The sequence below is a fragment of the Salinimicrobium sp. CAU 1759 genome, from assembly GCF_054482715.1.
Genome location: NZ_JBTLRK010000001.1, coordinates 1,237,783 through 1,249,111 on the forward strand (window position 1 = coordinate 1,237,783; position 11,329 = coordinate 1,249,111).

Annotated in this window: 13 protein-coding genes; 9 read left to right on the forward strand and 4 right to left on the reverse strand. The window is 42.3% G+C overall.

Annotated features, from left to right (window positions below):
* Positions 1–146: 146 nt before the first annotated feature.
* The 4 genes from ACXYMT_RS05595 (at position 147) to dnaG (ending at position 4,576) form a co-directional block, all read left to right on the forward strand.
* Positions 147–716: an RNA polymerase sigma factor gene (locus ACXYMT_RS05595; RefSeq protein WP_459058100.1), complete on the forward strand. Its 570-nt coding sequence runs from the start codon at positions 147–149 to the stop codon at positions 714–716.
* Complete coding sequence (locus tag ACXYMT_RS05600; RefSeq protein WP_459058101.1) at positions 697–1,416, forward strand: hypothetical protein; 720 nt, start codon at positions 697–699, stop codon at positions 1,414–1,416. The genes ACXYMT_RS05595 and ACXYMT_RS05600 overlap by 20 nt, the downstream gene beginning before the upstream one ends.
* A 55-nt stretch (positions 1,417–1,471) precedes the next feature.
* Positions 1,472–2,491: a porin family protein gene (locus tag ACXYMT_RS05605; protein WP_459058102.1), complete on the forward strand. Its 1,020-nt coding sequence runs from the start codon at positions 1,472–1,474 to the stop codon at positions 2,489–2,491.
* Between the two features lie 132 nt (positions 2,492–2,623).
* A complete protein-coding gene (gene dnaG, locus ACXYMT_RS05610) occupies positions 2,624–4,576 on the forward strand; it encodes a DNA primase (RefSeq protein WP_459058103.1) in 1,953 nt (650 codons plus the stop codon).
* Here dnaG and ACXYMT_RS05615 read toward each other — a convergent pair.
* Together ACXYMT_RS05615 and nadE are read right to left on the reverse strand one after the other, a co-directional pair.
* Positions 4,569–5,207 (reverse strand): response regulator transcription factor, encoded by a 639-nt coding sequence (locus tag ACXYMT_RS05615; RefSeq protein ID WP_459058104.1) that lies wholly within the window; start codon positions 5,205–5,207, stop codon positions 4,569–4,571. The two genes, dnaG and ACXYMT_RS05615, sit on opposite strands and share 8 nt — an antisense overlap.
* A gap of 140 nt (positions 5,208–5,347) precedes the next feature.
* The gene (gene nadE, locus ACXYMT_RS05620; protein ID WP_459058105.1) at positions 5,348–6,136 is read right to left on the reverse strand and encodes an NAD(+) synthase; all 789 of its coding nucleotides are present in this window, start codon (positions 6,134–6,136) and stop codon (positions 5,348–5,350) included.
* Between the two features lie 104 nt (positions 6,137–6,240).
* On the opposite strand from nadE, the gene gldB reads away from it, so the two are divergent.
* Positions 6,241–7,200, forward strand: coding sequence for a gliding motility lipoprotein GldB (gene gldB, locus ACXYMT_RS05625; RefSeq protein ID WP_459058106.1), 960 nt, complete (start codon positions 6,241–6,243; stop codon positions 7,198–7,200).
* Entirely contained in the window at positions 7,200–7,535 is a 336-nt protein-coding gene (gene gldC, locus ACXYMT_RS05630) for a gliding motility protein GldC (RefSeq protein WP_459058107.1), read from the forward strand. Before gldB ends, gldC begins: the two co-directional genes overlap by 1 nt.
* Positions 7,536–7,976: 441 nt before the next feature.
* Here the strand turns inward: gldC and yihA are convergent, their stop codons facing one another.
* Both yihA and ACXYMT_RS05640 read right to left on the reverse strand, forming a co-directional pair.
* Entirely contained in the window at positions 7,977–8,585 is a 609-nt protein-coding gene (yihA, locus tag ACXYMT_RS05635) for a ribosome biogenesis GTP-binding protein YihA/YsxC (RefSeq protein ID WP_459058108.1), read from the reverse strand.
* Positions 8,586–8,594: 9 nt separating this feature from the next.
* Complete coding sequence (locus ACXYMT_RS05640; RefSeq protein WP_459058109.1) at positions 8,595–9,359, reverse strand: alpha/beta fold hydrolase; 765 nt, start codon at positions 9,357–9,359, stop codon at positions 8,595–8,597.
* Positions 9,360–9,645: 286 nt separating this feature from the next.
* On the opposite strand from ACXYMT_RS05640, the gene mraZ reads away from it, so the two are divergent.
* From mraZ to ACXYMT_RS05655, 3 genes are read left to right on the forward strand one after another with little or no spacing between them, the layout of a single operon-like run.
* Entirely contained in the window at positions 9,646–10,119 is a 474-nt protein-coding gene (gene mraZ / locus ACXYMT_RS05645; RefSeq protein ID WP_459058110.1) for a division/cell wall cluster transcriptional repressor MraZ, read from the forward strand.
* Positions 10,106–11,005: a 16S rRNA (cytosine(1402)-N(4))-methyltransferase RsmH gene (rsmH, locus tag ACXYMT_RS05650; protein WP_459058111.1), complete on the forward strand. Its 900-nt coding sequence runs from the start codon at positions 10,106–10,108 to the stop codon at positions 11,003–11,005. The genes mraZ and rsmH overlap by 14 nt, the downstream gene beginning before the upstream one ends.
* Position 11,006: 1 nt before the next feature.
* Positions 11,007–11,324: an FtsL-like putative cell division protein gene (locus tag ACXYMT_RS05655; RefSeq protein WP_459058112.1), complete on the forward strand. Its 318-nt coding sequence runs from the start codon at positions 11,007–11,009 to the stop codon at positions 11,322–11,324.
* The last annotated feature ends 5 nt before the right edge of the window (positions 11,325–11,329 follow it).

Below are 11,329 nucleotides of genomic sequence, written 5' to 3' on the forward strand. Positions count from 1 at the left end.
CAGTAATTTCGGGTCATGAACAGCGTTTTTTGGAAAGTGAAAGCTCTTAGCTCGGGATAAATCTCAAAAAAAATCTACCCCTCAGGCAACCTTTCGTAACTTTCCCTCGTCTATGTTAATAGAAGGCCTTTTGAAAAGCTAAGCAGGTGAAAGTAATTCAACTCTTTAAAAATGATTCTCAATTGATAAAACGTGCAGCCGCGGGTAACCGACAGGCGCAGCGAAAGATCTACGAGAAACATTCGGGAAAGATGCTCAGCGTTTGCAGGCAGTATGTAAAGGATTTTCAGCATGCCGAAGAAGTTATGCTCAACGGATTTTTTAAGGTGTTCTCTCACCTGGAGGATTTTAGGGATGAGGGCAGCTTTGAAGGATGGATGCGAAGGATCATGATAAGAGAGGCGATCTCTTTCCTGCGGACCGACAAGCGCTCCATGTTTGCTGAAGATGAGGTGCCCGAAAATGACAATTTTTCGTACTCCTTTACATCTGATTTTAATGCGGCGCATATTCAGGAGTTGATCGACAGTCTGCCCGAGGGTTATAGAATGGTGTTTTTGATGTATGCTGTGGAAGGCTACAAACACCATGAAATAGCAAAAATGCTGAACATTACAGAAGGAACTTCTAAATCACAGCTTTTCAAGGCTAGAAAAATGCTTCAGGAAAAGCTGGAACAGGAAAACAAGACAGGATATGGAACCGGAAAAATTTGAAAGTAGCGTAAAAAAGGTGCTTGGGGAGAGGGAGATCATGCCATCTGCCGCCGCCTGGGAGAAGCTGGATCAAAGGCTTCAGCAAAAGAAGAAAAAGCGGCCTTATCTGTTGTGGATGAGCTCGGCAGCAGCAATCGCGGCGATATTTTTCGTGATTGGCACACAATTCAATGCTCCCATTGCTTCGGAAGAACAACAAATAGTAGAGCAAGCGACCGAAGAACCCATTCTAGAAGAAAAATTATCTGAGCCTGAAGTTATTCAAGTGGCTGCTTCCGAAGAGAAAGAAAAACCGGAAGTCAAGGAAGAACCTTCGGCAGAAAGAGGTGTCAGAAATGTCATTTTTGAAGCCCCTGTTAAAAGATCTTCTGAAGCAGAGATAGCGGTAGCAGCTAATGATCCTTCCGAAGAAATACAGGCGCCTTCAGAAAATATTGAAGTAATTTCTCAATCCGAAATTGCCATTGCTCAAGAGGATACGAAAATGGAAAATGTAGATCTTGAAGTTGAAGCACTCCTCTTACTGGCTACTGCCGAATTAAAAGCCGATTCTACCTATACTGTCAACTCCGGCGATCTTTTGCACCAGGTGGAATATGAGCTGGACCAGTCTTTTAGAGAAAAGGTCTTTGAGGTGGTCAAAGACGGACTCAAAAAGGCCAAAACTGCCGTAGCTACAAGAGATCTTAAATTCAATTAATCCATCAATCAATCATTTAACGGACTTTCCTAAGGGAAAAGCAAAATTCTAAACCATGAAAAAAGTTACATTTTTAGCACTCCTTGTTTTAACCATCTTTGCTGTTGAGCCTGCTTTTGCACAGGAAAAAACCAACAAAGAGAAGATCGAACAATTGCAAAAGCAGAAGGAGCAGATCATTGCTGAAGAAAAAGAAGCTTTGAAACAGGAAGTAGAGGCAATTAACCGCAGGGCCGAAGCTAAAGAGATCGACTGGGAAGAGGCAGAGAAGTTGAAGAGCGAGGCTGCAAAAAAGCATGCCATGAATATTCAAAACAGGGTAGCGATCATTGATAACCAGATCGCCCTGCTTACAAGGGAAGAGAAGCCAGATTGGGACTGGGAAGAGGAAGAAGATGAGGAGGATCATGATAACTGGTATAACAAGAGCCGTTATAGCAGGACGTCTACTCACATGGTGATGGCAGTTGGATTTAATAATGCTCTTACTGAAGATCAATCAATAAACGATTCAGATTTTAAAGTGGGTGGGAGCCGCTTTTTTGAGCTGGGAATAGCCTGGAGAACAAGGATTTTTGAACGCTCCAACTTCATGAGATTAAGGTATGGATTCTCATTCCAGTTTAATGGCCTGAAACCTACAGATAATCGATATCTGGTGAAAGATGAAGAGCTTACAGTTCTTGAAACTTATCCCATTGAACTGGATAAATCCAAATTTCGAATGGACAACCTCGTTTTTCCCGTGCATTTTGAATTCGGGCCTTCCAAAAAAGTGGAATCCGATCGCAGTGTGTGGTTTTCAACACATAACAAATTCAAAATAGGTGTTGGAGGCTACGCAGGAGTTAACCTTGGAGAGCGCCAAAAACTCAAATATGAAGCAGATGGTGAGAATGTAAAGGAAAAGCTGAAAGGAGATTACAATACCAATGAATTTATTTATGGGTTGAGCGGTTACATTGGTTTTGGTGGTACTTCCGTGTACGTGAAATATGACCTGAATCCAATCTTTAAAGATCCTAATCCTCAAATGCATAACCTTTCTATAGGATTGAGGTTTGATGCGAATTAGCCTTTGTAGTAATGATTAGTAAGGAGAGGGCGCCAAATAGGTGCCCTTTTTCTTTGGAAACAGGGCGGCAGAAATCTGCTTTCGAAAACCTCCTTCTTTTATGTACATTTGGAAAAATTTCCGCAATAAGTCTTGATCTCAAAAAACACCATAGACAAAGTTTTTGAAGCCTCCCGGGTAGAGGAGGTGCTTGGAGATTTTGTAAGCCTGAAAAAATCGGGGAGTAACTATAAGGGGCTTAGTCCTTTTAGCGACGAGCGAACTCCCAGTTTTATGGTATCTCCCGTAAAACAGATCTGGAAGGATTTCTCCAGCGGAAAAGGAGGTAATGTGGTTGCTTTTTTAATGGAGCATGAGCATTTCACTTATCCTGAAGCCATAAAATACCTGGCAAAAAAGTACAATATTGAGATCGAGGAAACAGAGCAAAGTCAGGAGCAGAAAGAACAGGCCGATGAGCGGGAAAGCATGTTCCTCGTATCGGAATATGCTGCAAAATATTTCCAGAACATTCTCCACAAACACGAACTGGGGAAAGCTATTGGCTTAAGCTATTTCAAGGAGCGCGGATTTACAGATGAAACCATAGAAAAATTTGGTTTAGGATATTGTCTTGATGAGTGGGATGCCTTTACTTCTGAAGCTATTAAGAAGGGTTACCAGTTGAAATACCTGGAGAAAACCGGTCTTAGCATTGTCAAGGAAGAAAAACAATTTGACAGGTTCAAAGGCCGGGTAATGTTTCCCATCCAATCTATGAGCGGACGGGTGCTGGGCTTTGGAGGTCGGATCCTGAATAAGGACAAAAAAGCTGCTAAATACCTCAATAGTCCGGAAAGTGATATTTACCATAAGAGCAAAGTTCTCTACGGGATCTATCACGCCAAACAGGCCATTGCCAAAGAGGATAATTGTTTTTTAGTTGAAGGATATACCGATGTAATTCAGTTCAACCAAGCCGGAATTGAGAATGTAGTTTCCTCCTCGGGAACTGCGCTTACGCCTGAACAGATAAGGCTCATCAATCGGCTGACAAAGAACATTACAGTACTTTTTGACAGTGATGCTGCGGGACAGCGGGCTTCCATCCGCGGGATAGATCTTATTCTCGAGCAAGGAATGAACGTGAAGGTTTGTGCCTTTCCGGAAGGAGAGGATCCCGATAGTTTTGCCAAGAAAAATACTGAAGAGGATATAAGGCTTTACCTGGAGAAAAATTCTAAGGATTTTATCAATTATAAGGCTTCTCTTTTGATGGAGGAGGCGAAGAACGATCCTGTTAAAAAAGCCTCACTCATTCGCGACATGGTGAGCAGTATCTCCAAGATTCCCGATAATATTCAGCAGGAGGTATATGTGCAGGAGACTTCCCGTATTATGGATATTTCTGAAGAAGTACTCTTCACCACTCTGGCCCAACTCAGTGGGAAAACCACAGGGAAAGCGGCTCCAAAGAAAACAAAGCAGTTTGAAGTAGTAAGGGATGATGTTACGCCGCAACCTAAAGTTGATGAACTTTATATTCTTGAGCGAACAATAATTAGTCTATTACTTCACTACGGAATGATGGAAGAGGACTTTGAAGATCTGGTGGTAAAGGTGGATGATAAGGGTGAGATCTCGCTTGAGCCGGAAATGGTTAGGGCAAAAGTTCATGAAAAGATCTTCCTCGATCTACAGGAAGATGAAGTGGCTTTTGCAAATGAGCATTTTCAAAAGATCTATCAGCATGTGATCAAAAAATACAACGAGGAGGATGAATTTTCCATAGAAACCTTTGTCAATGAACTACCTCCCGAAAATGCTTCGGAAGTGACCAGTATTCTTATGGATGAAGAGCAGTACGTACTTCACGACTGGGAAAGGATGGAGATCTTTGTAAAGGGCAAAAAAGCTGAAATTGGTCGACTTGTAAATGAGACCATACTTTCTTTGCGAAGATATCTTGTCAACAAAAAGATCCATGAGCTCAACCGGGAAATAAAAGAAGTCCCGCCTGAAGAGTCTCCCGTTATCCTCCAGGATATCATGGATTATATTACTTTAAAAAAGGTGCTTTCCGGAAAGCTTAACCGGGTTATGTAGGCCTTATCTGCAACAGGCGTGACTGGTTGATAAGATCGGCCAGGTTATCTACCCGTAGTTTCTTGAGCAACCTTGTCTTATAGGTGCTCACTGTTTTTTCATTAATATCTAAAGCTTCGGCAATATCTTTATTTCTTTTTCCGGTGGAAAGAAGATTTAGCACTTCAATTTCCCTGGTAGACAGCTTTTTGTAGCGGGAAACAAGATTGTTGGATCTTGTGGTGCCGGAATTGATCTTTTCACTGATCTCCTTGTTGAGATAGATTCCTCCCCGTGCAACCTGGTGCACGGCCTCACTAAGGATCTCTGTAGATGCCGTTTTTGAAAGGTAAGCAGCAGCTCCGGCCTTGATGGCATTAAGCGCATACATTTCTTCGGGATGACAGCTAAGAATGAGGATCTTAGTGCCCGGGTTTTCGGATTTTATAGTTCTAAGGGCAGTAATTCCATTAATGTCGGGAAGATCGATCTCGAGGATCAGAACATCTGGATTCTTACTCTTCAAAGCTCTGAAAAGATCTTTTCCATTGGTAACTTTTCCTACTACTTCATACACTCCTTCCTTCTCTAAAAGAGAGGAAATTCCCATGCGGGTGATGGGATGGTGGTCTGCTATTAGAATCTTCGTCATTGTTTGAATTTTAGCACAAAGAATTTCATTCGCGGGGGTCTGGTAAAATTCTGATTGTTAGTTTTTAATAGTAAAATCAGGGGGAGAATGAAAGATAATGCCTTATTCTGTCTGAAAATAATTTTTTCGATTAACTGCAATTATTTCAGGTGAAGAGGAATTTCGCAAACAGGGATGGGTTCCATCTTGTGCTTGTTTGCACTATGCCTCGTTTTATATATCCTGAAGACTTCCTGCTGTCTTCCTGAAAAATCATCTTCTGTTCTTCCTTTTTCGGCTTCTTTCATTGCCCACTCCAGTTCATCATAACTTGCACCAATCTGGTCCTCGTCACTACGGCTATCCCCAAATAATCCGTCGGTTGGCGCGGCCACTACGATGCTGTTGATCACGTCCATTTCCCGGGCGATTTCATATACTTCACTCTTCATTAGATCGGCAATTGGGCTAAGATCTACGCCGCCATCACCGTACTTGGTAAAAAAACCCACTCCAAAATCCTCCACCTTGTTGCCCGTTCCTGCCACCAAATAGTTGTGTAAACCGGCAAAATAATATAAGGTGGTCATTCGCAACCTGGCGCGAACATTGGCCATGGCAAGGTGCAACTTAGGACTCGCTTCTACTTCCGGGACTGTTTCACCAAAGGTGTCAAAAGTCCTGGTAAGATCCACCTGTACATCGGTCACGTTGGCAAACTTCTTCTTTAAACCTGCAATATGCTCCTGGGCTCTGGTCACCTGGTCCCGGGACTGATGAATTGGTAATTCCACACATAAAGTTCTCATCCCTGTCTTGGCGCAAAGTGCAGAAACAACTGCAGAATCCACTCCGCCACTCACTCCAACTACAAAACCATTCATTTTGGCATTTGATGCATATTCTTTAAGCCAGTTGACAATATGGTCGATAACCTCTTTAGTTTTCATAATAGTTGGTTCGTTTGTAGCGGAAATAATATCTTTGTTAACAAATATAATCCTTCAGCTAATTTTCACGAAATAGCCCGCGTTAAACCATTCTTAATTTGCATATGCTTAAAAAGATCTTGTTTTGTTGCCTGCTTTCCGCTTTTATCTCTTGTGCTGAAGATGATGGTAGAGAAGAGGAAATAGCTGCCATTCCAATAGAACTGGAGATTGACAGATTTGATCAAAGGTTTGCTAATGCAACGGCCGACAGTCTGCCTGCTCTAAAAAGGGAATTTCCGTTCCTTTTTCCGAGGCAGTATCCAGATATCCTGTGGGTGGAGAAAATGGAGGATACCATTCAGCTGGAATTAAATCAGGCTGTGGCGGAGAAATTCCCTGACATTGAACAAACTGAAAGAGAACTGGAAAGGCTTTTTCAGCATATTAGATATTATTTTCCGCAGCGCAAGATCCCCAGGATCATCACCCTCACTTCAGATGTAGATTACCGCAACCAGGTGGTGTGGGCAGATTCTTTGATGCTGGTGGCTCTCGATACCTATCTGGGAATGGATCATCCCCTGTATATGGGCGTACAGGATTATATCAAAAAGGAAATGCGGAAAGAGCAGATTGCTGTAGATGCCGCCGAAGCTTTTGCCCAAACTGTAGTTCCCCGACCGGCTTCCCGCAGTTTTCTCGCACACATGATCTACTACGGAAAAGTTCTTTATCTAAAAGATCTTCTACTGCCGTTTAAAACAGATGCGCAAAAGATGACCTATTTGCCCGAAGAAATGAATTGGGCCGAAGCTAATGAGGACCAGATATGGAGGTATTTTGTTGAGCGGGAATTGTTATATTCTTCAGATAATGATCTGCAGACAAGATTTCTATTTCCGGCGCCTTTTTCAAAGTTCTTCCTTGAACTTGATGCTGAAGCTCCGCCGCGTTTAGGGCAATTCATAGGTTGGCAGATCGTAAAGCAGTACATGGAAAAGAATGGTGTTCCTGTTGATGAAATGATACAGGCAAATGCAGAAACAATATTCAAACAGTCAAAATATAAACCAATAAAATAATGGCTATAACAAAGAAATCAAATATCAATATTAAAGTTTCATTAGATGAGAACCGTGTGCCCGAAGAGCTTCACTGGAGCGCTGAAGATGGAGGGGTAGAAAACCAGGAGGCCAAGGCGATGCTCCTTTCTATGTGGGATGCCCAGCAAAAAGAGACTTTAAAGATCGACCTGTGGACAAAGGATATGCCGCTGGATGATATGAAAATGTTTTTTCATCAAACGCTGGTGACCATGAGTGACACCTTTTATCGTGCAACCCAGGATGACAAGATGCGGGACACCATGAAGGATTTTTGCGATTTCTTCGCCGAGAAGATGGAGATAAAAAAGTAATGTTCAGTTGTCGGTGATCGGTGGTCAGATGAATGGAGTGTTTTTCTTAAAAGATGACTCTCAAAAATGACATTTTTGGAAGGTATTTTTTGAAAGCTTTTGAAGGGGGATTTAATACCGAACAGAAAATCCGGACAATCACCTATTCCTCTGTCAGTTCGGGTGGTTTTCCAGCTGTGGCGCAGGTGGAAAGCTGTATTGAGTAAAAAGAGATTGTAAATTCCCGTCCTTCTCGATACAAAATTTTCCTCGCTCTCGTTCGTACAATTTTACTCGAAGTGACGGTATGCTTTTTCTCCGAACTCCGAACTCTGGACTCCAAACAAGTTCCATATACTCGTGGCGAAAAAAAAGCACCTTCAAAAAAGACATTTTGGAGCTTTTATCTTAGGAATCTTAAAAGCAAATTTTAGCTCTTAGCTCCGAATTTTGAACCTTGAATCAGTTCTGCGGAAGCAGATTTTCATTAATACCCTGAATAAACTCAAGAACTTCTTCCCTTCCTTTTCCACTAGCTGAGGAGGTTACGAAGTATTGAGGCATCTCTGTCCAGGTTTGAAGCATCTCTGCCTGGTAGTCATTGATGTTTCTTTCCAGGGCTTTAGGTTTCATCTTGTCTGCCTTGGTGAAAATAATGCAGAACGGCACCTGATGTTCTCCCAGCCAGGTCATGAACTCCATGTCTATTGGCTGAGGTTTGTGGCGGCTGTCAATGAGTACAAAAGCACATAGCATTTGCTCCCGCTTCTCGAAATACTGGGTAATGAACTTCTGAAATGTCTTTTTAGCCGATTTAGAAACTCTTGCATAACCATAACCAGGCAAATCAACCAGATACCAGCTTTGGTTGATCAAAAAGTGATTGATTAGCTGAGTCTTTCCCGGGCGTCCAGACGTCTTGGCAAGGTCCTTCCTGTTTGTAAGAGAATTGATGAGGGAGGATTTCCCTACATTACTTCGGCCGATGAAAGCATATTCCGGGAGCTTGGTATCCGGACATTTCGCAACATCAGAATTGCTGATAACAAATTCGGCCGACTTGATCTTCATGATAAAATTTTAATACTTCCGGGCGGTAAGCCATCGGAAAAGGATCTCGTTGAAAGCGTCGGGATGTTCCATCATTGCTGCATGACCGCACTTTTCGATCCAGTAAAGATCGGAGTCGGGCAGGAGGCGGTGGAAATCTTCGGCAACTTCCGGCGGAGTTACATTGTCATTTCTTCCCCAAATGATACAGGTGGGAGTTTGCATTTTTGGAAGGTCCTTAGACATGTTGTGGCGAATCGCACTCTTGGCAATTGCTAATGTCTTTATCAGCTTATTGCGATCATTCACTGTTTCATAGACATCATCCACAATTTCTTTGGTGGCTACCTTAGGGTCGTAAAATACATTTTCGGCTTTCTTGCGAATGTATTCGTAATCTCCCCTTTTGGGATAGCTTTCTCCCATAGCGCTTTCGTAAAGACCGGAGCTTCCGGTGATAACAAGCGCTTTTATGCACTCAGGATATAACTTGGTGCACAGCAAGGCGATGTGACCGCCCAGGGAATTCCCCAGGAGAATAGACTGTGAGAACTTTTTATGATCAATGAACTCTTTAAGGTATTTCGCAAAAGTTGCAACACTCGTCTTTAGCAGGGACAGTTCGTACAAGGGTAGCTTCAGCAAGATCACTTTGTAGCCGTTCTTCGGGAAAAAATCAAGGACGCCTTCAAAATTGCTTAGTCCTCCCATTAAACCGTGCAGAATAATTATAGGTGTTCCTTCACCTTCCTCTACATAACTGAATTTACCTTCTTCCCTTAGATTATTTTCCATTGATGCCTTTGCTGTTAGCTTCGCAAATATAATGATTTCCCCACAAGTATATCGATTTTACAGAAGCTGCCATAATTTTCGGGCGGGGAAATTTCACATTTCTGCTGCTCAATCGTTTTCATTTTTAAATTTTTTTTTAACAAAATGATCTTACAACTAAATCTGCTTCAAGTAGTTGGTTTAACAGGTGCTGCTGGGAGGGGAAGTGGAAAATTTATCAACAATGTGGTAAAAAGTGGTAAAATGTGGTTTAAATTTCAATATATTTGAATCGTAAACTATAGAAGTGGTAAATCTCATTGGTACATATGAATGCAAGGTAGACGCTAAGGGACGGTTAATGATCCCGGCGCCTATGAAGAAGCAACTTGTGCCAATAATTCAAGATGGTTTCGTTCTTAAACGTTCTCTTTTCGGAAATTGTTTGGAGCTCTATCCCATGGCAAGATGGAATGAAGTAATGCAGGAGGTGGGAAAATTGAACCGTTTTGTGAAGGAGAATATGGACTTTATAAGAAAATTTACAGCTGGTGTTAAAATTGTGGAGGTTGATACTAACGGCCGACTTCTAATTCCGAAAGACCTAATTCGTATTGCCGGAATAAGCAAGGAGGTGGTGATCGCTTCTCCAATTGACATCATCGAGATTTGGGATAAGGACGAGTATGAAAAGGCGATCGATACGCCGCCTGAAGAATTTGCCGAGCTCGCTGAACGTGTAATGGGAAATAAAAGTAACGATGCAAATGAGCTACCATAATCCGGTCTTACTGGAAGAAACTGTTGACGGGCTGAATATTCAGCCTTCCGGCGTTTATGTGGACGTGACTTTTGGTGGTGGCGGTCATTCCCGTGAGATCCTGAATCGACTTGGGCCAAATGGAAAGTTATACGCTTTTGATCAGGATAAGGATGCTTTAGAAAATAAGATTGATGATGAGCGGTTTGTCCTTATCAATGAGAACTTTAGGTTCATAAAACGCTTCTTAAGGTTCTACGGAATCAAAAAATTAGATGGAATTCTGGGTGACTTTGGTGTTTCGTCGCACCAGTTCGATGTTGCTGAAAGAGGTTTCTCTACCCGGTTTGAGTCCAAACTCGACATGAGGATGAACCAGGGCAGCACTCTTAGCGCTTTCGAAGTGGTAAATAATTATGATGAGAAGCAATTGCGGGATGTGCTTTTCAATTATGGGGAGTTAAGAAGTGCGCCAAAAATTGCCCGCACCATAGTCTCTGCCCGTAAAGAAGAGGCAATAGCTACCAGTGAAAAACTGAAGGAGGTTTTAAAGCCGTTTTTACCTGTAGGCCGGGAGCATAAAGTACTTGCGCAGGTTTATCAGGCAATAAGAATTGAGGTGAATCAGGAGATCGAAGTATTGAAGGAATTTTTGCTGCAAACCGAAGATCTGCTAAAGCCGGGAGGAAGGTTAAGCCTTATTTCCTATCACTCCCTGGAAGACCGACTGGTAAAAAGATACATAAGGAGTGGCATGTTTGAAGGGGAGCCTGAAAAAGATTTCTACGGAAATATCTCTGTTCCCTTTCGAAAAGTGGGTAAAATGATCACCCCTTCTCCCGAAGAAATAAAGAGGAACAACCGTGCCCGAAGTGCGAGGTTACGTATAGCTGAAAGAATAGAGTAGAATGAAAGAGAGCTTTTACGACATCCTGAAAGGTAAATTTTTGATAAGCAATGACGCCTTTAACAACTGGCGTTTTATCCTTTTTTGCACCGTGCTGGCCATCTTTATGATAGGTAGTTCACACAGTGCAGAGCAAAAGGTCCATGAAATTGCAAGATTGAATGATGAGGTTTTAGAGTTGAGGACAGAGTTCCTTGACGGCAGGTCCAATCTCATGAAGCTCAAAATGGAATCGACCATAACAAAGAGGATGGCAGACAGGGGGATAAAACCTTCAGATGTGCCGCCAACCAAGATCATAGTTAAAGAAAAAGAGTAAGGCTC

Excerpts from the sequence above, each read along its gene's own strand:
- ACXYMT_RS05600 (WP_459058101.1), top strand. The coding sequence starts at position 697 with ATGGAACCGGAAAAATTTGAAAGTAGCGTAAAAAAGGTGCTTGGGGAG.
- ACXYMT_RS05605 (WP_459058102.1), top strand. The coding sequence starts at position 1,472 with ATGAAAAAAGTTACATTTTTAGCACTCCTTGTTTTAACCATCTTTGCT.
- ACXYMT_RS05615 (WP_459058104.1), bottom strand. The coding sequence starts at position 5,207 with ATGACGAAGATTCTAATAGCAGACCACCATCCCATCACCCGCATGGGA.
- nadE (WP_459058105.1), bottom strand. The coding sequence starts at position 6,136 with ATGAAAACTAAAGAGGTTATCGACCATATTGTCAACTGGCTTAAAGAA.
- gldB (WP_459058106.1), top strand. The coding sequence starts at position 6,241 with ATGCTTAAAAAGATCTTGTTTTGTTGCCTGCTTTCCGCTTTTATCTCT.
- gldC (WP_459058107.1), top strand. The coding sequence starts at position 7,200 with ATGGCTATAACAAAGAAATCAAATATCAATATTAAAGTTTCATTAGAT.
- yihA (WP_459058108.1), bottom strand. The coding sequence starts at position 8,585 with ATGAAGATCAAGTCGGCCGAATTTGTTATCAGCAATTCTGATGTTGCG.
- ACXYMT_RS05640 (WP_459058109.1), bottom strand. The coding sequence starts at position 9,359 with ATGGAAAATAATCTAAGGGAAGAAGGTAAATTCAGTTATGTAGAGGAA.
- rsmH (WP_459058111.1), top strand. The coding sequence starts at position 10,106 with ATGAGCTACCATAATCCGGTCTTACTGGAAGAAACTGTTGACGGGCTG.
- ACXYMT_RS05655 (WP_459058112.1), top strand. The coding sequence starts at position 11,007 with ATGAAAGAGAGCTTTTACGACATCCTGAAAGGTAAATTTTTGATAAGC.